We start from the raw sequence: 22,312 nt of genomic DNA, 5'->3' as shown, positions 1-22,312 counted from the left end.
TTGGACCTGATGATATGCAAGGAAGCTTAACCAGATGGATGGGACTTCGGACGGAAGATATCCGAAAGCTGTGGATAATGCTGCCGATCTTTTATTTTAGCGGGATTGCGGAGTCACTGAACTACACGGCATTCATGGCCCTTTTCAACCAAAGATTCGGCGTGCAGTATTTGCCCTACATCTATATTGCCGAAGCGGCTATCATGCCTCTGGAGGGCTGGCTTCTAGCGAAGCTGGCTAATCGTTTGCCGAAGGCCAAAATGATGACCACGCTCTATCTGTTGATGATCGGATTACTCGTGCTGAATGGTGCGGTGCTGCTTGGCTTTAAGCTGGGTGGTATTGATTTCCGCTTTTACTATCCCATTCTGTTCATTTCCTCTAACTTTGTCGTAAGGCAGCTGACACTGCTGTTATGGAGTACAGCCTTTGACTTATGTCCCACTCAGCAGGCCAAAAGATTGATGCCGGTGTTCATTGCCTCTACGACGACAGGCGGGATTACCGCCGGCTTGATCGCTCATCAAATCGGCAAGCTGCTGGGGACGGAAGCCGTCTATGCGCTTGCTCCGGTGCTGATGGTGTTCGGCTTCGTCTTTTTTCGTAAGGCGTTGGCGCGTTACTTAGTGCCTCTAACGTTGAAAGAAGACCTGCGACTGAAGAGTCAGAGTGGAAAGGACATTGTTGAAGAAGAGCAGCAACCGCCAGCGGGCTACTATGCGAAGCAGATGCTGAGCAGTCCGTTCTTGCTGTGTGCTGTTGCGTTAATGACGCTGATGCCGGCCGTGTATTTCATGATCGAGTATCAGTACTTTACCGCGGCGGAGGCCAAGTTTCCACTGGAAGCCGATTTAACTTCCTTTTACGGCTTAATTACAGCTATTCAGTTTACGTTCTGTCTTTTGCTGCAAACGGTGTCTACACGCTTAATGAACTGGCTGGGCGCAAGCAATATGCTGCTCGCTATTACCGTGTTGTTCTTCGGCGGATTCGGGCTTACGGCTTTATTTATCAATCAGTCTGTTGGATTGGCACTGGTTTCGGGCTCCTACGCGGTCTTCTATATTTTGCTGTATTACATAGCCGAGCCATGTTATCAGCTTTTTTTCAAAATGATCCCCATCTCCAAACGAGACGGCTACCGTTATTTCGCTCAAGGGGTTGCCGCCTCAGGCGGAATATTAATCGGATCCTTGCTATCACTGCTGCACTCCTTCGGCCTGATTCAGCTGTCGCTGCTTGCTTGGTTAGGCGTAGGTCTGGCTGTTGTTCTCGTATTTGTCGCTTGGTACGGCAGACACCTGTACATCCGTGAGCTGGTCAAAAGTGTGCAGTCGCTGCACGCCGATTTGTCTGATATTGCGGAGTCTTTTATCGGGGGCATCCGCAGCTCCAAAGCGCTGTCCGCCATGCTGGGCTACTTGAAGCATCCGAACGATTACGTGCGGGAGCTGGCGCTCGAAGTGATAGGCAAGGCGAAGGATTCCGCTTTCCTGCCACATTTGATCGGGATGATTGGGGAAGAAAGCTCGCGAATCCGCATTGCCGTGCTGCGTGCGATGAATCTTCAGGGCGCTACGATTCAAGACCTCGTACAGGTTGCATCCTTTCTTGAGGACGAAGACCCGGAGGTGCGAGCAGAAAGCGTTAAGTTAATTTCGAAAGCAACGCATCTTAGAAGCCAGTCGCACTTCTTCATTCGCGTCAAGCTGCTGGATAACCATCCAAAGGTTGTACATGAAGGCGTTAAGGCGCTTTACGCGCTCGAAAGCGAAGAAAGCTATCAAGCCTGTGACGAGGCTATTATCAAAATGCTGGATAACGGCGGCGAATGGGCTGTCTACGGCTGCCATACCGTAGCGGATCTGAAGCTGGAGGCTTATTCCGCTTGGGTGCTGTCGCTGCTTGAGGATCATCGGCCTGCGGTTAAAGTAGCTGCAGCAGCGTGTCTGGGTAAGCTTCGCCATGTAGAGGCAATTCCACTTCTTCTGAGCATGGTGCCGCTTGCTGACCAGGAGCTTCGCAAAGCCATTCATCAGGCTTTGGTAGATATGGGCGATACAGCGTTGCCAGCTCTGACTGACAGTCTTAACCATGCGAATCCTTTTATTTGGAACGCAGCGGTTACAGCCCTTGCTGAGCTGCTCGATGAAAATAAACTGAGAACGCAGCTCGTTGACCCATGCGTAAATCGCATGCTTGCTTCTACGCAGGAACGCGCATTGCCAGAAGCACTGCTGCAGCTCGACATGAAGGGGTTAGCGGAGCTTGCGAACCAGCGGTGCGCTGAGCTGCACAATGCGCTTGTCGGCGGGGCATGGGCCGTCATGGCCAAGTTCGTTGACGAACGTATTGTGGCAACGCTGCGCGAAGCAACCAAGGACGAGAGCGAAGAAGTCCGCGAGAATGCGCTTGAGGTGCTGGCCGAGGGACTAGGGGACCGCAAATTGGCTTTGGCTCTGCTGGAGCTCTTGAAGCAAGGAACAACCAGCAGTGAGACGGCCATGACCAAGCCGCTAGTGTTATTACAGGAAGCTGCAAGGTGGTCGGATGATTGGCTGAAGGATATTGCGGTTTACGCATTAAGTTCACTGGAGCGTGATGAGATGAGAGAAGAGCGCAAGTTTTTGACCATGCTGGATAAGGTTATTTTCCTCAAGCAGGTATCTTTATTCGCTGATTTGTCAGTGGATGAACTGGGACTAATCGCTGGTATTGCGACGGAAGAAGTCCATGAAGATCTGACCTATCTACTGCGCCGTGGGCAGAGTAATTCAGCGATGTATTTAATCATCGAAGGCAACGTTGAGCTTAGCAATGAGACGGGTGTAGGCGAGACAGGAACGATTGGAGTACTGGGACCTAAGCAAGCATTTGGGGAAACGACGGCTCTGGACGGATCGCCTTCATCAATTACAGCCCAGGTCATCTTCGATGAAGTGCGTGTGCTTGCGCTGCAAGGCGAAAGTCTCTCCCGACTGGTGAGATTGTATCCGGAGATTGGCATCGGGCTGCTGCATGCATCAAGTGCTCGCGTTCGTTTGCTGGAAAATATGCTTTTGAAAATGGCTTAAACTAGCTAGGTGAATGAGCAGAGAGGGTGGGACGAACGTGTCGGTAGAGACCATCGTGTTAAGCAATGATCTGAAGGAGCTTGAGCGGCTAGGCGTATTCTTGCAAGGTCTGGCACCAGCGATGGGTTTGGATGATCAGACGTTATTCCAACTGAATTTGGTCTGCGACGAGCTTGTAACTAACATCATTCTCTACGGGCACCCCCCGGAAGAACGCTATATGCATACCATCCGTATCGACATTGGTGCTGCTGTAGACGGCTGGGAGCTTTGCTTGACAGATCGCGGAGTGCCTTTTAACCCGCTGCTCCAGGCAAGCCCCCGTGTTGATCTTAGTGTGGACGAGCGCGGGATCGGCGGTCTGGGTATTCACTTCGTGAGACAAGTGATGGATGAAATCCGGTATGAACGTATCCATGATGAAAATGTACTGATGATGACAAAACGGCGAATTCAGGAGGAGGGAATATCATGAATATTAACGAGAGCATACAAGGGGACATCGTACTGCTTAGCTTGAATGGCAGACTGGATGCGAATACGTCAGCGAGCTTGGAAGCCGCTTTCGCGAAGCTCGTCGAGCAGGGGAAGGGCAAGTTTGTTTTTGATTTGCAAGGACTTGAGTATGTTAGCTCTGCAGGACTCAGAAGCTTGCTGTCCGCAGCCAAAATGATCAAGGTTATTCAAGGCAAATTGGCGCTTGTGCGTATGAATGAGAATGTCAAAGAGGTATTCGATATGTCAGGGTTTAGTTCCATTTTTTCGATTTATGAGAAGGAAGCAGATGCGATCCATGCCATCTCTTAACCGAATGAACAAGTGTCAAGGGCGAGTCTATGAGCTGGGGGGGCGTACCAGATGAATATCATCGTAGGTGCACTTCTTCTTGTATGTTTGGTGTTTGGTATCGCGTGGCAGCTCAGTGAGCGAAGGCGCAAGATGGCTGAGCTGGAGCTTCAGCGGACGATGCAGCTGTTCGATGTCAGCTTGGAAGTGAACTCGACGATTCAGAAGCAAGATCTGCTGATCAAAATTATGGAGACCTCTTCCCGCATCCTGAATGCAGAAGCGTCCTCCGTCATCTTGGTCGATGAGGAAAAGGGAGAACTATTCTTCGACCTTGCACTGGGTGAAAAAGGCGATGAAGTCCGCGAAATCCGCCTCAAAATCGGCGAAGGCATCGCAGGCTGGGTGGCCCAGACCGGCCAGCCGGTGAAAATTGACGATGCGGCGCAGGACGAGCGCTGGTCCTCCAAGGTTGCGAAGCGTGTCGATTACCCGACACGCAGCATGCTTTGCGTGCCGCTGGCGAGCAAGGGTAAAATTATCGGCGTCCTGCAGGTGCTGAACAAGCGCGATGACGTGCATTTTACCGATCGTGACTTGCAGCTGTTAGAGTCTATTGCGTCTCCAATTGCGGCATCCTTGGAAAATGCCATGCTCTATGATGTGCTGGAGAAGACGACAGCCGCCAAAGAGCGCATGGAAAGCGAGCTGCGCATCGCGACGGACATTCAAATGGGTTTCTTGCCACGCAAAGGCTTGCACATGACTTCAGGATCAGATCTAAACGCTACGAGTAACATTACGGCCGAGGCGCAGGCTTACATCCGTCCGGCACGTGAGGTTGGCGGGGATTTCTATGATTATTTTCGACTCGGCGACGACAAGCTGTTTTTCGTTTTAGGTGACGTATCCGACAAAGGAATTCCTGCAGCGCTGTTCATGGCGGTTACGATGACCTTGCTCAAGGGTAAAATGTCGCCAGACATGTCGCCCGGAGAGCTGCTTACGGCCGTTAATCAGGAGTTATATAAAGACGATTCGACGATGTTTGCGACGATTTTCTGCGGTGTGCTTGATGTAGGCACGGGACGTCTGCAGTATAGTGACGGCGGTCATTGTCCGCCTTACCTAGTCCGTGAGAGCGGAGATGTGGAACAGCTGAAGGGGAAAAAGGGTCTTCCGCTTGGCGTCATGGACGAGATGCTTTATGCCGATAATGAAGTGATCCTTGAGCGAGGTGACCGCTTGATTGTGTATACGGACGGCATTACGGAAGCAGAGGATCGGGGGCAGGAGCAATATGGCTTCTTGCGTCTTCATAAGCTTTTAGAAAAGGAACTGTCCAGCCAGCCGATACAGCTATTGGAACACATCACCCAGGACGTCGACCGTTTCGCCAATGGGGCTATCCAATCAGATGATATTGCCGTGCTCATCGTAGATCGAAAGCCAAACAAAATGTAACCTCAAAGCTCCACAGGTATGATATAGTGAAATTAGATGACATCATGCGCTCAGATACGGATAATGATGGGGCGCAAGCCGTCAATTGATGGCATTTTTCTCAGTACTACCATTCTAGGAGGGTTCATATGCCAATGCATCTATCGCGTATCAACAGGCAGCCAGATACTTCCCTGCACAATCAATCTCGTAATAAGAGCCATGCACAAGGACAGTCTGCGGGTGCAGATCTCATGAATATACAACGGACTATTGGCAACAAAGCAGTAGGCGACATGCTATCCGTACAGACGAAGCTGACGGTTGGGCCGGCTGGAGATGCCTATGAACAAGAGGCTGATCAAGTTGGGAAAGAAGTGGCGGATAAGATCGCAGCCTCAGAAAATAGTGGAGCATCAGCACCGGACGTTCAGCGAAGCGAAGGCNNAGATGGAAGAGGAAGAGCTGCAGATGAAGCCGTCCTCGGAGACGATTCAGCGGAGCGAAGGTGGAGAGATGGAAGAGGAAGAGCTGCAGATGAAGCCGTCCTCGGAGACGATTCAGCGGAGCGAAGGCGGAGAGATGGAAGAGGAAGAGCTGCAGATGAAGCCATCCTCGGAGACGATTCAGCGAAGCGAAGGCGGAGAGATGGAAGAGGAAGAGCTGCAGATGAAGCCGTCCTCGGAGACGATTCAGCGAAGCGAAGGCGGAGAGTCGGAGGAGGAAGAGCTGCAGATGAAGCCGTCTGACGGTGGAGAATTTGAGGCAGGGGCTTCCGTTGAGTCGCAGATTAAATCCAAGCAAGGCAGCGGCAGTAAGATGGACGCGCAGATTCAGGCCAAGATGGAATCAGCCTTTAATGCGGATTTCAGCAATGTGAACATCCATCAAGATGCCGAGTCGTCGAAGCTGAATGCTTCGTTAGGTGCGGAGGCATTTGCGACAGGGAATGATATCTTCTTCCGTGAAGGTCGATATAACCCAGATTCGCATCAAGGTCAGGAGCTGCTTGGACATGAGTTAACGCATGTCATCCAACAGCGTGGCGGCAAATAAGTGAATTCCGTAGGAGCAACAGGATTAATGATGTCGCCTGTTGCTTTTTTGCATGCAGGAGTGAGCCCGTCGTATTCACAGCTTCTTAGAAGCGCTGTACGTTGGGACTAAGTATATTTGCGCTTGAGAAAGTTAAGAATGATCAGATTAAATGAATAAGCAGCCTAGTTGAAGTTTTGGGCATAAGAAAGTAGGAGGGCGGACACATATGCTGCCAGATCATGTACACACGCGTCATTTCACGCAGTTAGGGCTTCTCAAAGAGATTTTGGATGAGACAGGCCTTGCCACCAATTTGTTGGAGAAATCAGAAGCGATTCCGCTTCATGTGCTGATGGCAGGGTTTCAGGAGGATAAAAAAGAGCGGGAACGCTTTCTGCACTTTAGCTTTTTACCTTTGAACGACGAAGAGATCGCAGCAATCCAATTGCTGCAAATTTACAGTACGCTTCCTTTTCATCTCGAAGAAAGCATGCGCGATGAGGTTGCTGCTGTTCTGCTTGAGATCAATACGCGACTGCCGATTGGCCATTTTGGCATTAATGAGCATAACGAGCTGCATTACCGCTACGTGTATAGCATCTCGGCTGCCCGCTCTTTTGACAGCGAAGAAGTGTTGGAAATTTTGAGCTTATTCGTGTATATGTGTGATATGTTTGCCGACCACGTCGAGCTGGTAGCAAGCGGTGAAGCTAATGCCGAGCAGGTTGTTCAGGCACTCAGAGGTTAACTATGAACGCGAGAAAGGGCTGTCCCCAATGTAGATGAATCTACTGACGGGTAGCCCTTTTTTTAGTTGGGATCGAGCTTTAGGGAACTGGAGTTCCGCATACTTAACGCCGATTACTCCAGCTAATTCCTCTGGTTATTCCATTTTTGTCCAATTAAATGGATTTTCTACCGCTAATTTCGCCATACTAGCGCATTTTCATCCAGCTAGGGGGCCATTAGCTGGAGTTTCTACCGCTATTTCGCTCCCAGCGAATAAACTAAGCAGATTAACGGTAGTTTTTCCATCTATCCAAAACAGTCATCCATGCATCGACAGGCTCTGAAGTTCGTCTAAAGCAGACTTGCTGCTTTATTTCACTCTCTCCTGCAAGAGCTCAACAAGCTGTTTGGCCGGATCTTTCATTTGCCCGCCATTGCCATTGCCAAAGCCATTGCCACCGACAGGACGGTTGCCGCCTGCTTTACCGCCGTTCTCGCGAGGCTGCTTCCCAGTGTCCGTGCCGTCTGAACTCGCTGCTGCATTCGGTGAAGCCGAGGGAGAAGTTGATGCTGATGCGTCTGGTTTTCCACCTTTTTGCCCGCCACCATTCCCGCGCGTGCCATCACCTTGATTTCCTCCGTTAGCTCCTCCTGGTCCATTCCCACCGCCATTCCCCCGATTAGCCATCCGGTTCGCGAAGTCGTCGATGAACTTCTTCTGAGCGTCCGTCAGCTTTTCGAACAACTTGGTTTTGTTGTCGTCGCTGAGCTCAGCTTTGGTTTCGATATCCTGCGCAACAGGCAGCATGACTTGGGCCTGCTCCTTGGTGATCGCAAGTCCTTCAGCCTTGTCCATCATGAGAAGCGTTTGGAAGGTGCTGAACAATTGTCTCTGCGCCTGACTCATGGCAGGCCGATTCTGGCCCTGCTTTCCATCGGCTGTAGACTGCGCGTTCTGCTGCGAAGACTGCCCAGGCTGAGCTGTACTCGCCGCTACTTGCTGAGGGGCAGATTGATTGCCGCAGCCGCTGAGCAAAGCGGGAATAAGGATGCATAGGCCAGCTATTTGTTTCATTTTCATATGTTTATGTACCACTCCTATCCTTGATCTTCTCCCTCATTGTACGGCCCAATTATGAAAAAAAAGAGAAGGGAAGCTGAATTGTAGATAAAAGTTAGCTTAAAGATGGCTGAGTATAATGCGATTGAACTTTAAAGCGGGGGTATCGTCCAATTGTTGAATATCCATTATTTGTAACTGGAGGAAGCGATGAGAAAGTATCAAGGCTTAGAAATCGGTTTGCTTTTTACCTGTTTATTATTTATAGCTGCTTGTGATCAGGAGAAAGTTCAAGTGGAAAAAGAAAAACACCAAGCAACCCATGTTGTTGTAATTGGATCGGAAATAGAAGGCGTTTATCTGGCTAGAGCGGCTATCGACGAAGGGGTGTCGGTGACCATTCTAGATCCCAGAGAGCAACCTGGAGGACAGCTCATTCAAGGGCAGATGCAGTTTCTGGATGAGCCGGTTGATGACCAAAATCATTCCTTGCTTCAGGGAAGAGTGAAGGAGCTTTTTAGTCGCTATAAAAGTGGAGAGATCAGAAAAGCAAATGAATTTGAGCAGTATTTCAATTCACTCATTAAGGGGATACCATTTGAATCTGGCATCTCTATAACCAACGTTGATAGGGTCAAAGATACGGTTACAGGCACTCAGAAAATAAAGTCGATAACCTATCGTACAAAAGAAGGAGCAGACAAGACCATCAGTGCTGACTACTGGGTAGAAAATACGGATTTCAACGCTTTAGTAGGTGGTCTTGAACTGGAACGTATGCCGGGCATTGAGACTGTATTCGGCGGAGCACAAGTGTATATGGCAGCTTCCATCATGATGAAATTTCGCAACGTAGACTGGGGGAAGTTCCAGGGTGAAATGAGTCAGCTGACCAAAAAAGATATAGAAAATAAGTATGGTGCAACGACTACGGTTACAGATAAATTTACGTGGGGCTTTGGAAATGTCGGGGCCGCATTCACCCCAAGCAGCAGGGAAGTATTTCTTCGCGGGTTAAATGCGATCAACCAGCGAGATGGTGAGGTGCTCATTAATGCCCTTTTGCTATTTCATGTGGATCCTTCGGACAAGGATAGTGTACAAGCTGCACTAGAAAGAGGAAAGGCAGAGACGCTCCGTATCTTACCTCATCTGCGTGAACAATTGAATGGTTGGGATAAGGCTGAAATCAATGGCTTTCCAGATTATTTGTACATTCGTGACTATAACCGTTATCAAACGGAGTATGTATTGCAGGCATCGGACCTGATGGGCGGCAGCATGTTCTGGGACAATGTGAGCATCGGAGGATATCCAATTGATCTTCAAGGAACAGCAAGTCACACTTGGGGACAACATAGTGGGGACCCCGACAAATATGGTATGCCTCTACGTTCTTTTATTCCCAAAGGGTTTGCCAACGTCATTCTAGCAGGTAAAAACGTGGGAGCCTCATCTGTCGCCTATGGCAGTGCGCGCATTCAAGCTAATACCTCTTTGGCGGCTGAAGTCATAGGGATCCTGCTTGGGCATTTAAAAGGAGAGAGGGATTTAAGTAAATTAACACAAAAAGATATGCAAGATATGCATGAATATTTAAAAAATACGTATGGAATTACCCTGAATGGTGTTACGGCCAAAAATAAGCTGAGTGGTTTAACAGAGGATCAAATTCATCAACTGAATATAGGCAAACTCTTGCTTCCGTAATGGCATGTGGTTACTCTCCAAGTACTAATAGCCAAAGTACTAGGTAACCTAGAAGAGGCACAATGAATATTCCAGTTACGATGCAGAACCAGATCAGAGGACTTTTGAGATAACTACTGAGAATTGTTCGAAAAGGAGACTGTTTTTTAAACAATGACATGCGATCACCTCCAGAATATTAGACTGAAGCGTGAGTGAAAGTTCCTTTTATTTCCAATAAAAAAGAAGCTGCACACGCAGCCCCTCGATTAAACTTGCTTGGCACGATTCATAGTCAGATTAGGCCTATCACTTTTCAGGGCGTATCTTCTGTTCAAAAGAAAACCAAATAACGACGCCAGCGACTGCTGGAACAGCATCCCGAGCACAACGGGAATCGCCACCGGAGGCGGAAAGTACGCTACAGCCAGCACGGCGCCGGCGCTAATATTCCGCATACCGCTGTTAAACGTAAGAGCCACGACGACGTCCTGATCCCACTTCATCAGCTTCGCGACAATCCATCCCAGGATGTAGCCGAGGGAAGCGAGAGCTAGTACAAAACCAGCCAAACCAAGCAGCTTGGCATTAAAATCACGTAAATATGGAGCGATAACAGAGCTGTTAATAGCGACAACGATGCCCATGCATATTTTCGAAAAAGGACCTAGACGGCCGCTCCATTGCTCCTTAACTCTGCCTTTTGTCCATTGGTTAAGCAGCATGCCTAGTATGGAAGGGACGACGATCATGAAGAATAGACCCCTCATCATGGCCAGAGTGTCCATTTGGACTTTCGTACCGACCAGCGCAGAGAGTGTATAAGGGACAACAAACGGTGAAAGAACGGTATCCATAAGAATAATGGAGAGCGTCAGCACGATATTTCCACGATAAATAGCTACCCATACGAAGCTTGTAATACCTGTAGGAATGGCTGCTGCGAGAATGAGGCCTGTGATGGTTAACGGTTCATGGCTGTATACAGCGTGCCCGAGCCCAAGCGCAAGCAAGGGCATGCCAACATGTAGAATCAGCAGTGTAGTAATGAGTGGGAGAGGCTGCACGATAACTTTAACAAATTCCTTGAAGCTGGAGCTTATGCTGCCCGAAAACGTCATAAAGGCAAACAGCCAAGGCGATAAGAAGGTATAGCCGGATAAATGACTGCCGAGCAAAACACCGATGAGCACGCTGACTGGGGTGATGAGCGGTAAGATCTTTTCTAGTTGGCGATTCAAATGAGATAGCATCTAGTGTGTTCATCCTTCCTGACAATGGGTAATAAAGGCCGAGGTTTGCGATCTCCCTATTATAAGAGCAATAAGTTCAGGTGACTAGGATAAGATGGGATGGAAATTTCTATTTCCAACGACTGGATACCGTGTTATGATAATGAACAAATGAATACGAATGTATCCCTAGGGGCGCCGCAAGGCTGAGACAGAGCAATCTGAACCCTTTGAACCTGAACTGGGTCATACCAGCGGAGGAAAGTGGAAACCGGACTTTGGCGCCTCATTTATGCATGGTTATTATGCGGGCATCCTACAACCACTTTTCTTAGGAGAAGTGGTTTTTTTGCGTCTTGATTGGCGCTGTAGGGTGCCTTGTCTATCGATACAACGATTCAAAGTGAGGAGGAGGACTTAATTGTCCGATTGCGAACTGCATGTAATATCCAGTGGCAAGCTGGCATGGAAGGATATGGCGGCGATTGCTGCCCAGATTCATCCTTATGTCACGGCCATTCATATTCGTGAGAAAACGAAGCCGATGGATGAAGTTTTTATGGGCGTACAGTACTTGTTGGAAAAAGGCGTACCTGCGCAAACCCTCTGTATCAACGGGTACTCTTGGATGGCTGAGGCTGCTGGGCTTGGCGGTTTGCACCTTCCCGAAAGCTCCCTGGAGCTGCCGACAATAAGGGAGAGCTACCAAAGCGTGCATCGGACGGGAGTTTCCGTACATAGCGTAGAGGAAGCCGTGAAGCGTGAGCGGGAGGGTGCGGATTACGTCTTGTATGGCCATATTTTTGCGACGAATTCTAAGTTCGGTGTTCAGCCAAGAGGGCTTGAACAACTGCGGAAGGTTGCCGAGCAGGTCACGATCCCGGTCATCGCGATCGGTGGCATAACACCAGCAAGAGTAAGGTCTGTATTGGCAGCGGGAGCTTCTGGCATTGCGGTGATGAGTGGCATTTGGGAGGCAGCTGACCCCTTGGAAACAGTAAAAGCTTATAACCGAGAATTGCAGCTAGAAGAAACCAGAGGTGAGAGATATGAAGCATACGAGTGATGTTATCATCGTTGGCGGTGGTGTGATAGGCGCTTCAATCGCCTATCACTTGGCGAAGCGAGGCCAGTCCGTCACGCTGCTGGAGCGCAGCAGATTAGGGACGGAGGCCTCGGCTGCCGCAGCCGGCATGCTCGGAGCGCAGTCCGAGATGGAGGACACCGGGCCTCTGTTCCAGTGGGCCCGGCATAGCAGAGCGATGTTCCCCGAACTGAGCGGGGAACTGAGAAGCCTCACGGGCATCGACATCGGTCTCATCCGTGAAGGGCTCTTGAACGTCGCGCTCAGCGACGCTCAGGAGCAGGAGCTGCGCGCGCGGGAGAAGCTCCAGCGCGCAGCGGGCGAAAAAGCGGAGTGGCTGAGCGCAGCCGCAGCCGCAGAGCTCGAACCCGCGCTGAGCAAGGCGACGCGCGGGGCTTTGTACCTGCCCGAAGATGGGCAGGTGGAGGCGCCGCAGCTGGCGGCGGCCTTCGCGCAGGCAGCGCGGGTGCTCGGGGCGAAGCTGCAAGAATTCGCCCAGGTGCAAGGGCTGCTGACGGAGCGCGACCGCGTCATCGGCGTCACGACGAGCGAGGGACCGCTGTATAGCGACCGCGTTGTCGTTGCGGCCGGGACGTGGAGCGGTCAGTTCCTCGCTGGCAGCGGGATCGACCTGCCGGTGTATCCCGTGAAAGGGGAGTGCTTCTCGGTTCTCACAGAGAAGCGTGAGCTGCAGAAGACCCTGTTCACGCCAGGGTGTTATATCGTCCCCAAAGCGGGAGGCCGGCTGCTCGTTGGGGCAACGGTTGTGCCGCACAGCTATGACCGCAAGGTGTCGCTGGCAGGACTAGCAGAGCTGATGGCGAGAGCGAAGCAAGTAATGCCCGCAATCGGCGAAGCCGAGTGGGAGAAGGCTTGGTCAGGTCTGCGTCCTCAGACACCAGACGGTATGCCGTACATCGGGGAAATCCCGATGTACAAAGGGTTATTTGCGGCCTGCGGGCATTACCGCAATGGGATTTTGCTTAGTCCGATCACGGGGAAGGTGATAGCTCAGCTCGTTTCAGGTGAGGACTTAGGTGCCTTGCAAGCTAACCTGCCTGCTTTCAGCCCCAATTTGACGGGAACATCGCAAAGGGCGGAAGGATTGCAACGAAGAGGAGAGGAGCTGCAAAGCATTGAAGCTGCACATTAACGGACAAAACGTCGAGGTTCCGGATACGATTCGGACCATTGAAGAGTTGCTGGCGCATTTTGAGCTGCAGGAGAAAATGCTCGTTGTCGAGCATAATCAAAACATTTTACAAAAAGAAGAACACGAGAATACAGAATTATCTGAAGGACATAAAATCGAAATTGTTCATTTTGTTGGAGGGGGATAATTAACCATGTTAAAAATCGGTCCATATGAATTTCGTTCAAGATTACTATTAGGCACAGGCAAATTCCCGAATTTTGATATACAAAAGCAGGCTGTTGATGTGAGTGAATCGCAGATTTTGACGTTTGCGGTGCGGCGGATGAACATTTTTGAGGCGAGCCAGCCGAATTTCTTATCCATGCTGGATGTGTCGAACTTCACACTGCTGCCGAACACGGCGGGGGCGAAAACGGCGGAAGAAGCCGTGCGTATCGCCAAGTTGGCGAAGGCATCGGGGCTTTGTGACATGATTAAGGTAGAAGTGATTGGCGATGAGATGACGCTGCTGCCTGACCCAGTGGAAACATTGAAAGCGTCTGAAATGCTGCTCGAAGAGGGCTTCATCGTACTGCCCTATACGTCGGATGACGTGTTATTGGCAAAACGCCTGCAAGCGCTTGGGGTGCATGCCATCATGCCAGGAGCTTCTCCTATTGGGACAGGGCAAGGCATTATCAATCCGCTCAATTTGAGCTTCATCATTGAACAGGCAACGGTGCCAGTCATCGTCGATGCTGGTATAGGTGCTCCTTCGGACGCTTCGCTGGCGATGGAGATGGGGGCGGATGGCGTGCTGCTGAATACAGCCGTTTCAGGTGCTAAGGATCCGGTCAAAATGGCCTACGCCATGAAACTCGCTATTGAAGCGGGACGCGCTGGTTTCGAGGCTGGCCGAATTCCGAAGAAGCGATATGCTTCGGCAAGCAGCCCGATGGATGGTTTTAGCACGGTTTAGGATGGGGGCGAAGGCCGTCTCAGCCGCAAGGCGCTAATCGACCTAAGAGTAGTAACTATTTGAAAGGAGGAGCCAAATGTCCATATATAAAGCGTTGACGATCGCGGGCTCAGATAGCGGAGGAGGAGCAGGCATCCAGGCTGATCTTAAGACGTTCCAGGAGCTGGGAGTCTATGGGATGTCGGTGATTACTGCCGTGACAGCGCAAAATACGCTTGGCGTTCAAGGTGTGTACCCAATGAGCAGTGAAGCGGTGGAGCAGCAGCTAGCTTCTATTAGCGCTGATTTGCGACCGGATGCGCTCAAAACTGGAATGCTCTTCTCCTCTGACATTATCCAAATCGTAGCATCAGCGATAAAAAGCTACAAATGGGAGCGGGTCGTTGTCGATCCCGTTATGATTGCCAAAGGCGGCGCCTCTTTGCTTCAGCAAGAGGCGATAGACGCCATGATTGAGCACCTGCTGCCGCTGGCTGACGTGGTCACACCGAACATTCCGGAAGCGGAGGCACTTAGCGGAATTTCCATTACGGATAGCGAGTCGCGTCAGCAAGCAGCAAGAAGGATCCATGCATACGGCTGTCAGCATGTAATGATTAAAGGTGGTCATGAAGCGGATACGGTGTACGCTACGGATCTGCTTTATGACGGGAAGTCATTCACCGAGTTTTCTTCCCGGCGTCTGCATACACCGCATACACATGGTACGGGCTGCACGTTTGCTGCGGCTGTCACTTCTGGGCTTGCGCAGGGTTTACCAGCTTCTGAATCATTACGTTTGGCCAAAAATTTCATCCAAGCCGCTATTGCTGAACCGCTGAACATTGGAAGCGGTCATGGGCCTACGAATCATTGGGCGTACCAACGCGGGCAAAGGCAAGAAAACAGCACTATTGCCTCCAATACCATCATCGTGAGCCATGATGTTTATGCCGGAGGGACGCGATGAATAGCGAAGAACTGCGCAAAGCGCTGCGTTTGTATTTGGTGATGGGCAGCCCGAACTGCGGAGGGGCTGACCCTTATGCGGTGCTGGAGGCAGCGATTGCCGGCGGCATCACGATGTTTCAGCTCCGCGAGAAAGGCGCCGGCGCCCTGCAAGGGTCGGCGCTGCTCGAGCTGGGCGCCAGGCTGCGCAGCTTGTGCGCGCAGCATCAGATCCCTTTCATCGTCAACGATGATGAAAGGCTTGCTCTAGAGCTGGAGGCCGATGGGATTCACATCGGCCAAGAGGATGCCCCAGCCGCCGCCGTGCGGCAGCGGCTGAAGCATATGATCGTGGGCGTGTCAGCCCACGATCTGGGGGAGGCGCAGTCGGCGCTGGCCGAAGGCGCCGACTACCTGGGCGTAGGCCCCCAATACGCCACGCGCACGAAGCTCGATGCGCGTGAGGTCCAGGGGCCTGCCATGATCGCCCGGATGCGCGAAGGCGGCATCGGGTTGCCTTTGGTTGGCATCGGGGGCATCGATGCCACGAATGCTTTGCCCGTCATCCGCGCTGGAGCGGATGGCGTAGCCGTTGTGAGCGCGATCGCTGGCGCGCGCTCCCCGCAGGAGGCAGCATCGGAGCTGATCCGCATTTTACAATAACCATTTAAAAGGAGGTCATGATGTGTCAACAAGCAATAACAGCAGCCCCGTGAAAGACGTTCAAGTTTCTACTTTTCCTGGCAGTAAGAAAGTGTATGTACAAGGGTCCAGACCGGATATCCAAGTACCTGTGAGGGAAATTTCGCTCGGGACTTCCACGAATATTCACGGCGACGAAGTAGCGAATGAGCCTGTACACGTGTATGATACAAGCGGTATTTATACGGACACGGATAGAAATACCAATATTCGCCAAGGGCTGCCGGCTAATCGCTTGTCATGGATTGAGGAACGCGGGGACGTAGAAGCCTACGATGGACGTGAAATAAAGCCGGAAGACAATGGACTTTCCTCGTCAGATGCAAGAGGAGCAGCGGAAGTATTTCCAGGCCTGCACAGGAGACCGCTCCGCGCGATAAAAGGTGCCAACGTTACACAAATGCACTACGCCCGCAAAGGGATTGTAACGCCTGAGATGGAGTACATTGCGATTCGCGAGAATCTGGATAGCGAGTTCGTGCGCAAAGAGGTCGCGCTGGGCCGCGCCATTATTCCTTCTAATATTAATCACCCGGAGAGCGAGCCTATGATCATCGGACGCAACTTTCTGGTAAAAATCAATGCGAACATTGGTAATTCCGCGGTCGCTTCTTCCATTGAGGAAGAGGTGGAGAAAATGACGTGGGCCACCCGTTGGGGCGCAGATACGATCATGGATTTATCGACAGGCAAAAACATACATACAACACGTGAGTGGATCATCCGCAACTCCCCAGTTCCAGTAGGTACGGTGCCTTTATACCAAGCACTTGAAAAAGTAAACGGCAAAGCCGAGGACCTCTCATGGGAAGTATATCGGGATACATTGATAGAGCAGGCGGAGCAAGGGGTCAGCTATTTCACGATTCATGCAGGTGTGCTGCTGCGGTACATCCCGATGACGGCTCAGCGTGTGACAGGTATCGTGTCTCGTGGAGGTTCGATTATGGCGGCATGGTGCTTGGCGCATCACCAAGAGAACTTCCTGTATACGCATTTTGAAGAGATATGCGAAATTATGAAAGCCTACGACGTCGCCTTCTCCCTCGGCGACGGGCTGCGCCCCGGTTCGCTCGCGGATGCGAACGATGAGGCGCAATTCGCCGAGTTGGATACGCTCGGTGAACTGACCAAAATCGCTTGGCGCCACGACGTCCAAGTGATGGTTGAAGGGCCTGGTCATGTGCCGATGCACATGATTAAGGAAAACATGGACCGTCAGCTGGAAGTTTGCGATGAGGCGCCATTCTACACGCTAGGGCCGCTGACGACAGATATTGCGCCGGGCTATGACCACATCACCTCCGCTATTGGAGCGGCGATGATCGGTTGGTTCGGCACGGCGATGCTGTGTTATGTGACGCCGAAGGAGCATCTCGGCCTCCCAAACAAAGAGGACGTCCGTGTTGGGGTCGTCACGTACAAGATCGCTGCGCATGCCGCCGATCTTGCCAAAGGTCACCCGGGCGCGCAAATTCGCGACAACGCGCTGTCGAAGGCGCGCTTCGAGTTCCGCTGGCGCGATCAGTTCAATCTCTCGCTCGATCCGGAGCGAGCGATCGAGTATCACGATGAGACGCTTCCGGCTGAAGGCGCGAAAACGGCACACTTTTGTTCCATGTGCGGACCGAAGTTTTGTTCCATGAGAATTACGCAGGATATCAGGCAATACGCGCATGTACAGGGGTTGGATGAAGCCGTCGCGCTAAGCAGCGGGATGCAGGAGAAGTCCAAAGAGTTCCGTGAAGCAGGAAGCCAGATCTACAGCTAAATAATTATGGGACGTTTCCACCTTTCTTGGTGACAGAAACGTCCCTTTTTGCTACCATAGAGAATAAAGCTTAACTTCGGTAATTCGTTAACGCGTTGAAACATTTAAGTGAGGGGGTTGTCCATGAGCCATGCAGAAACGGCAATTGACATGATTTCCTTTTCGCATTATGATACGGTTAAAAAGATTTGACCGTCGTTTAATTAATCTCGCAAGAGATTAAGAGTTGACCAAGAGACGCTTGTTTACACGGCAAAATTGGTACATTAGAGGGAGGTCGAATCCAGGATGAAGCTGCAACCGGTTTATATTATTGAAGAGTTAGAACAACTGAAAACGATCAGTGACCCACTACGCGCCAAGGTTCTGCTTTATCTTATTGAGAAAGCGTATACGGGCCAACAATTGGCTAAACTACTAGGAATGGCGCGTGCCAAGGTACACTATCATTTGAACGAGTTGGAAAAGCATGGCTTGATTTCGGTCGTCCGTACGGAGCTCAAAAATGGTATCGTCCAAAAATTTTACAGAGCCGTCGCGCGTGGCTTTGTGCCTAGTGAAGCGCTGCTCCCCTATGTTTCCGAGGTAGAGAACTACTACCGTGAGAGAACGCTCAGCGTACTCGCACGTGCCAGACGCAGAGCGATTCATGCCCCGGAAGAGGCATTCCAGATTCCATCTGCTGACCGCGCGCATTGGCCAATCATTATGACGCAGGTCGAAGTCAAAATGAGCAAGGAAAAATATGCGGAATGGCTTCGAAAGTTTCGCGACCTTATTTTTGAACTCGATTCTCAGCAGGAAGAGAACGGGGAATGGTTTTATTTAACGACAGTCGGCTTCCAGACGAATGAGCCGTCCTTTGACCCAGTGGAAGAAGTGAAGAAGTAGAGAAGTAGAGAAGTAGAGAAGTAGAGAAGTAGAGGAGAGATTACTATGTTAGATCCAAGAATAACGAAACTAGCTGATGTGCTTGTGAATTACTCGGTTAAAGCGCAGCCTGGAGAAAATATTTTGATCGAAGCTTACGGCATTGATAACGCGCTTGTCAAAGAGCTTGTGAAAAAAATTCACGCAGCCGGCGCTCATCCTTACGTGAACGTGCGAGATCATGCGATCATTCGCCAGCTTGTTATGGAAGGAACAGAAGCTCAGATGCAAACTTGGGCGGATGTGGATGCTTTCCAAATGAAGAAAATGCAAGGCTACATAGGCGTGCGCGGCGGAGCTAACATTTATGAACTTTCGGATATCCCTGCGGATCGGATGAAGCTTTATAATTCCGTCTACTATCAACAAGTTCATTTCGATGTTCGTATAAAGGATACAAGATGGGTCGTTCTTCGTTACCCGACTTCCTCTATGGCGCAGCTGGCTAGCATGAGCACAGATGCTTTCGAAGAGTTCTACTTCAATGTGTGTACGATGGATTACGGCAAAATGTCCAAAGCGATGGACGCGTTGAAAGAGCTTATGGATCGCACGGATAAAGTGCGTCTAGTTGGTCCTGGCACGGATTTGACGTTCTCAATCAAAGGAATTGGCGGCGTGAAATGCGACGGCGAATTGAACATTCCAGATGGCGAAGTTTACTCTGCACCGGTTCGCGATTCGGTAAACGGCATTATTTCCTACAATACGCCTACTCCGCATGATGGCTTTATTTTCGAAAACATCGTGCTTGAATTTGAAAATGGTAAAATCATTAAAGCGACGGCGAACGATACAGATCGCATTAATGAAATTTTCGATATGGACGAAGGCGCGCGTTATATTGGTGAGTTCGCAATTGGCGTGAATCCTTACATCCAACATCCAATGAAGGACACGTTGTTCGATGAGAAAATCGATGGCAGCTTCCACTTCACACCAGGCAACTGCTACGACGATGCTTACAACGGCAACAAGTCCTCGCTGCACTGGGATATTGTGAACATCCAACGTCCGGAATACGGCGGCGGCGAGATTTGGTTTGATGATGTGCTGATTCGCAAGGACGGCATCTTCGTTCTGCCTGAGCTTTTGCAGCTGAACCCGGAAAATTTGAAGTAAGTTGAGTGAGTAATCAGGTCCTCTGATCCTGCACGCTGTGCGGGGGATGGGGGCTTTTTTTTGTTTGGTGTTCGGTGTTTGTGTAGCTTGGACGGTTAGGTAGTGGTGCGTCTTGTTCCCTTGGAACACGAAGAGGAAATTGGGGAGAGTAGCTACTCTAAGTATGTTTTTCAGCGTTAAAGTGGCAGTGGTGCGTGAAGCAGATGTGTATTGAGAAGTTAACGATGTTAGACATCGTTAACGCAGTCTTGATAAGTAAACTCGCTACTCTAAAAATGTTTTTCAGCGTTAAAGTAACAGTGGTGCATGAAGCAGATGTATATTGAGAAGTTAACGATGTTAAACATCGTTAACAGAGGCTTGATGAGCAAACTAGCTACTCTAAGAATGCTAACACAAGCATGCTTCTCTTTCCAAGGAGAGAGAGAAACAAACAGCCCCAGTCCACGACTGGGGCTACTAGTACGATCAAACCCGCCGCTGCTGTGACTGATACTGGCGAGGGGGAAGGCCGACCGCTTTTTTGAAGGTGCGGATGAAGTTGGAGTAGTCATTGAAGCCGGCCAACTGGCACGTATCGGTGACAGTAGAGCCTTCGCGGAGCAGCTGCTTCGCTTTGTTAATGCGCTTAAATAGAATGTGCTCATGAATGGTGCTGCCCGTATGTTTTTTGAATAGACGGCATAGATAGGAGCGGTTCATAAACACCACATGCTCGAGCACTTCGAGCGACAGATCCTGATCCAGATTTTCGTCAATATACGTAAAAAGGGAAGACAGCTTGTCAGGAATCATGACCTGATCATCCTGTTTGCCTTGATTGAGAAAGATTCGGTTAATAAACACGAGCAGCTCGGTGAAAGCAGCCACAAACAAAATGTCTGATCCAGGCAACGCCTGAGGGCGCGTGTACAGCTCCATACGCTCGATTATTTTCAAGTAGTCATCGATTTGCTGGGGATTCAGACGCATCCGGTTTTGTTCGCCGAACTTGCGGTTATTGAAACAGTGCAGCAAATCAAACTGCGAAGAATTTATGTTGGCGAGCAGCGCAGGATTAAAGTGGATGACGCAGTTCTCATAACGCTGTTTTTTGGATTGGAAATTTGGCCTGTGAAGCTCGTTGCTGTGCATAATCAGTAGATCGCCATACTGCAAATGATAGACTTGTTTTTCGATAAAATAGTGTACATCCCCGGTTAGGAAAAAATAGATTTCATATTGATCTTGATGCTGATGAAAATCCATCGGACGCGGTTCATTCGTCACGGTATGCCGGAAATTGATCATCTGATGAAGATTTTGGTATAGATCCTGCATGCGAGGCTCTCCTCTATTAAACTGGAGTCAATATTAGCAAACTTTTGCCCAATTAATGCAATGAATACGTTTTTATTATACTGCAAAATAAAGAAGAGTTAAACAAACAAGCTATTTTACTTCTACATCGATGATCGATACTCTAAGGAGGATTCAATATGAAATTGTCTATTTTTACTGTTGCAACACCTGACTTAACACCTGAGGAGCTGGCGAAAGCGGCCATCGCAGCCGGTATTGAAGGGATTGAATGGCGCTTTAAAGATACGCCTGCGGAAGTGGCGAACGAGAAGCCGTCTTTCTGGCGCAATAACCTTTGCACGATTGACCCAAGTGCTTCTGATGAAGAGCTGGAGCGTTTCAGACTGATTGCTCTTAACAATAACCTAGTAAATTTAAGTGTTACTCCTTATTTGAATGAATGTAATGTTGATGAGACTGAGAATGTGTTTAAAGCAGCGAAAAAAGTAGGAGCTTCCTTCATCCGTTGTGGCGTTCCTAATTATGATAAAAGCGTAAACTATAATGATTTGTTTGCAAAAGCTACGGACTATTTGCATCATGTGCAAGAGTTTTCGCAGCAATACGGCATCAAAGCTTTGGCTGAAATCCACCATAATACGATTACTCCGAGCGCAGGGTTGTCTCATCGCCTCGTTTCGCAGTTTAATCCAGACCACATCGGCGTACTTCATGATGCAGGCAACATGGTACATGAAGGTTTCGAGAACTACCGCATGGGTCTTGAGTTGTTAGGGCCATACCTTGCACACGTGCATGTGAAAAATGCGCAATGGGTACCGACAGGTGAAACGCAAGACGGCATTAAGCTTTGGAAAAGCGAGTGGGCACCGATTGACGCAGGTATCGTGAACTGGAAGCAGCTGCTTGCTGATCTGAAAGCAGTTGGCTACGACGGCTACCTCGGAATCGAAGATTTCAGCGGCCAATACGGCTCGCAAGAGATGCTAAGCAATTTCTCTTCCAAAGTGAAAGAATGGTTGGCTTAAGTTATTAAAATAAAGTCTCACTCGCTAAGGCTTAGGCTAAGGTGAGTGGGGCTTTTTTTGCATCGATGCCAGCATTTGGGCAATGCGCCATATTGACAGTCTGCGAACCCCCGTGTGACAATAAGGGAAGGTATAATACTAAAGGTATAAACAAAAGGCATAACAACAAAATAATTCAAAAAGTGAGTGATCGCGATGATGGATCGGCTGGAGCAGGATACCGGACAATCGCATAGAACCCTCTTTTTTAAAAAAGGGACCGTATGGAAGAGAACATCTTC

General features: G+C 50.0%; 20 protein-coding genes and 1 riboswitch. Of the genes, 17 read left to right on the top strand and 3 right to left on the bottom strand.

Features of this window, described 5'->3' with window-relative positions:
• The first annotated feature begins 14 nt into the window (after positions 1-14).
• The 6 genes from GQF01_RS17520 (at position 15) to GQF01_RS17495 (ending at position 7,089) form a co-directional block, all read left to right on the top strand.
• Complete coding sequence (locus tag GQF01_RS17520; protein WP_161408011.1) at positions 15-3,074, top strand: HEAT repeat domain-containing protein; 3,060 nt, start codon at positions 15-17, stop codon at positions 3,072-3,074.
• A gap of 13 nt (positions 3,075-3,087) precedes the next feature.
• Positions 3,088-3,549 carry an ATP-binding protein gene (locus GQF01_RS17515; RefSeq protein ID WP_202556432.1) on the top strand — a complete coding sequence of 154 codons (462 nt, stop codon included), beginning with the start codon at positions 3,088-3,090 and terminating at the stop codon, positions 3,547-3,549.
• Positions 3,546-3,881, top strand: a complete 336-nt coding sequence (locus GQF01_RS17510) for an STAS domain-containing protein (RefSeq protein ID WP_161408009.1) — start codon at positions 3,546-3,548, stop codon at positions 3,879-3,881. The genes GQF01_RS17515 and GQF01_RS17510 overlap by 4 nt, the downstream gene beginning before the upstream one ends.
• A 51-nt stretch (positions 3,882-3,932) precedes the next feature.
• Positions 3,933-5,324 (top strand): PP2C family protein-serine/threonine phosphatase, encoded by a 1,392-nt coding sequence (locus GQF01_RS17505; RefSeq protein ID WP_161408008.1) that lies wholly within the window; start codon positions 3,933-3,935, stop codon positions 5,322-5,324.
• A 318-nt stretch (positions 5,325-5,642) separates the two neighbouring features.
• Positions 5,643-6,359: an eCIS core domain-containing protein gene (locus GQF01_RS17500; RefSeq protein ID WP_456238693.1), complete on the top strand. Its 717-nt coding sequence runs from the start codon at positions 5,643-5,645 to the stop codon at positions 6,357-6,359.
• A gap of 208 nt (positions 6,360-6,567) precedes the next feature.
• On the top strand, positions 6,568-7,089 hold the full coding sequence (locus GQF01_RS17495) for a YbjN domain-containing protein (protein WP_161408006.1): 522 nt from the start codon (positions 6,568-6,570) through the stop codon (positions 7,087-7,089).
• Between the two features lie 351 nt (positions 7,090-7,440).
• Here the strand turns inward: GQF01_RS17495 and GQF01_RS35945 are convergent, their stop codons facing one another.
• Complete coding sequence (locus GQF01_RS35945) at positions 7,441-8,151, bottom strand: hypothetical protein (RefSeq protein WP_202556430.1); 711 nt, start codon at positions 8,149-8,151, stop codon at positions 7,441-7,443.
• A gap of 189 nt (positions 8,152-8,340) precedes the next feature.
• On the opposite strand from GQF01_RS35945, the gene GQF01_RS17490 reads away from it, so the two are divergent.
• Positions 8,341-9,840 (top strand): FAD-dependent oxidoreductase, encoded by a 1,500-nt coding sequence (locus GQF01_RS17490; protein ID WP_161408005.1) that lies wholly within the window; start codon positions 8,341-8,343, stop codon positions 9,838-9,840.
• 248 nt (positions 9,841-10,088) lie between these two features.
• On the opposite strand, the gene GQF01_RS17485 is transcribed toward GQF01_RS17490, so the two are convergent.
• Positions 10,089-11,072, bottom strand: coding sequence for a bile acid:sodium symporter family protein (locus GQF01_RS17485; RefSeq protein ID WP_161408004.1), 984 nt, complete (start codon positions 11,070-11,072; stop codon positions 10,089-10,091).
• 160 nt (positions 11,073-11,232) lie between these two features.
• Positions 11,233-11,331, top strand: a riboswitch (TPP riboswitch).
• A gap of 141 nt (positions 11,332-11,472) precedes the next feature.
• Between GQF01_RS17485 and GQF01_RS17480 the strand changes: the two genes are divergently transcribed.
• From GQF01_RS17480 to GQF01_RS17440, 9 genes are all read left to right on the top strand, one after another.
• Positions 11,473-12,117 carry a thiamine phosphate synthase gene (locus GQF01_RS17480; protein WP_235959859.1) on the top strand — a complete coding sequence of 215 codons (645 nt, stop codon included), beginning with the start codon at positions 11,473-11,475 and terminating at the stop codon, positions 12,115-12,117.
• Positions 12,101-13,288, top strand: coding sequence for a glycine oxidase ThiO (gene thiO / locus GQF01_RS17475; protein ID WP_161408003.1), 1,188 nt, complete (start codon positions 12,101-12,103; stop codon positions 13,286-13,288). The genes GQF01_RS17480 and thiO overlap by 17 nt, the downstream gene beginning before the upstream one ends.
• Entirely contained in the window at positions 13,272-13,475 is a 204-nt protein-coding gene (thiS, locus tag GQF01_RS17470; RefSeq protein WP_161408002.1) for a sulfur carrier protein ThiS, read from the top strand. The genes thiO and thiS overlap by 17 nt, the downstream gene beginning before the upstream one ends.
• A gap of 6 nt (positions 13,476-13,481) precedes the next feature.
• Positions 13,482-14,249, top strand: a complete 768-nt coding sequence (locus GQF01_RS17465; RefSeq protein ID WP_161408001.1) for a thiazole synthase — start codon at positions 13,482-13,484, stop codon at positions 14,247-14,249.
• Between the two features lie 76 nt (positions 14,250-14,325).
• Positions 14,326-15,198 (top strand): bifunctional hydroxymethylpyrimidine kinase/phosphomethylpyrimidine kinase, encoded by an 873-nt coding sequence (gene thiD / locus GQF01_RS17460; RefSeq protein ID WP_161408000.1) that lies wholly within the window; start codon positions 14,326-14,328, stop codon positions 15,196-15,198.
• A complete protein-coding gene (thiE, locus tag GQF01_RS17455; RefSeq protein ID WP_161407999.1) occupies positions 15,195-15,839 on the top strand; it encodes a thiamine phosphate synthase in 645 nt (214 codons plus the stop codon). Before thiD ends, thiE begins: the two co-directional genes overlap by 4 nt.
• Positions 15,840-15,861: 22 nt before the next feature.
• Positions 15,862-17,649, top strand: a complete 1,788-nt coding sequence (gene thiC / locus GQF01_RS17450) for a phosphomethylpyrimidine synthase ThiC (RefSeq protein WP_161407998.1) — start codon at positions 15,862-15,864, stop codon at positions 17,647-17,649.
• 288 nt (positions 17,650-17,937) lie between these two features.
• Entirely contained in the window at positions 17,938-18,540 is a 603-nt protein-coding gene (locus GQF01_RS17445; protein WP_161407997.1) for an ArsR/SmtB family transcription factor, read from the top strand.
• Between the two features lie 45 nt (positions 18,541-18,585).
• A complete protein-coding gene (locus GQF01_RS17440) occupies positions 18,586-19,701 on the top strand; it encodes an aminopeptidase (RefSeq protein ID WP_161407996.1) in 1,116 nt (371 codons plus the stop codon).
• A gap of 468 nt (positions 19,702-20,169) precedes the next feature.
• Here the strand turns inward: GQF01_RS17440 and GQF01_RS17435 are convergent, their stop codons facing one another.
• On the bottom strand, positions 20,170-21,021 hold the full coding sequence (locus GQF01_RS17435; RefSeq protein WP_161407995.1) for an AraC family transcriptional regulator: 852 nt from the start codon (positions 21,019-21,021) through the stop codon (positions 20,170-20,172).
• A 158-nt stretch (positions 21,022-21,179) separates the two neighbouring features.
• Between GQF01_RS17435 and GQF01_RS17430 the strand changes: the two genes are divergently transcribed.
• On the top strand, positions 21,180-22,031 hold the full coding sequence (locus GQF01_RS17430; protein WP_161407994.1) for a sugar phosphate isomerase/epimerase family protein: 852 nt from the start codon (positions 21,180-21,182) through the stop codon (positions 22,029-22,031).
• Positions 22,032-22,312 lie beyond the last annotated feature (281 nt).

Origin of the sequence: Paenibacillus silvestris (assembly GCF_009882985.1) — a bacterium.
GTDB lineage: Bacteria > Bacillota > Bacilli > Paenibacillales > NBRC-103111 > Paenibacillus_E > Paenibacillus_E silvestris.
This window is presented reverse-complemented; position numbering and strand designations above follow the sequence as displayed.

Excerpts from the sequence above, each read along its gene's own strand:
- thiE (WP_161407999.1), top strand. The coding sequence starts at position 15,195 with ATGAATAGCGAAGAACTGCGCAAAGCGCTGCGTTTGTATTTGGTGATG.
- GQF01_RS17490 (WP_161408005.1), top strand. The coding sequence starts at position 8,341 with ATGAGAAAGTATCAAGGCTTAGAAATCGGTTTGCTTTTTACCTGTTTA.
- GQF01_RS17445 (WP_161407997.1), top strand. The coding sequence starts at position 17,938 with ATGAAGCTGCAACCGGTTTATATTATTGAAGAGTTAGAACAACTGAAA.
- GQF01_RS17520 (WP_161408011.1), top strand. The coding sequence starts at position 15 with ATGCAAGGAAGCTTAACCAGATGGATGGGACTTCGGACGGAAGATATC.
- GQF01_RS17495 (WP_161408006.1), top strand. The coding sequence starts at position 6,568 with ATGCTGCCAGATCATGTACACACGCGTCATTTCACGCAGTTAGGGCTT.
- GQF01_RS17510 (WP_161408009.1), top strand. The coding sequence starts at position 3,546 with ATGAATATTAACGAGAGCATACAAGGGGACATCGTACTGCTTAGCTTG.
- GQF01_RS17485 (WP_161408004.1), bottom strand. The coding sequence starts at position 11,072 with ATGCTATCTCATTTGAATCGCCAACTAGAAAAGATCTTACCGCTCATC.
- GQF01_RS17465 (WP_161408001.1), top strand. The coding sequence starts at position 13,482 with ATGTTAAAAATCGGTCCATATGAATTTCGTTCAAGATTACTATTAGGC.
- GQF01_RS17435 (WP_161407995.1), bottom strand. The coding sequence starts at position 21,021 with ATGCAGGATCTATACCAAAATCTTCATCAGATGATCAATTTCCGGCAT.
- GQF01_RS17505 (WP_161408008.1), top strand. The coding sequence starts at position 3,933 with ATGAATATCATCGTAGGTGCACTTCTTCTTGTATGTTTGGTGTTTGGT.
- thiD (WP_161408000.1), top strand. The coding sequence starts at position 14,326 with ATGTCCATATATAAAGCGTTGACGATCGCGGGCTCAGATAGCGGAGGA.
- GQF01_RS17430 (WP_161407994.1), top strand. The coding sequence starts at position 21,180 with ATGAAATTGTCTATTTTTACTGTTGCAACACCTGACTTAACACCTGAG.
- thiO (WP_161408003.1), top strand. The coding sequence starts at position 12,101 with ATGAAGCATACGAGTGATGTTATCATCGTTGGCGGTGGTGTGATAGGC.
- GQF01_RS17440 (WP_161407996.1), top strand. The coding sequence starts at position 18,586 with ATGTTAGATCCAAGAATAACGAAACTAGCTGATGTGCTTGTGAATTAC.
- GQF01_RS17515 (WP_202556432.1), top strand. The coding sequence starts at position 3,088 with ATGAGCAGAGAGGGTGGGACGAACGTGTCGGTAGAGACCATCGTGTTA.
- GQF01_RS35945 (WP_202556430.1), bottom strand. The coding sequence starts at position 8,151 with ATGAAAATGAAACAAATAGCTGGCCTATGCATCCTTATTCCCGCTTTG.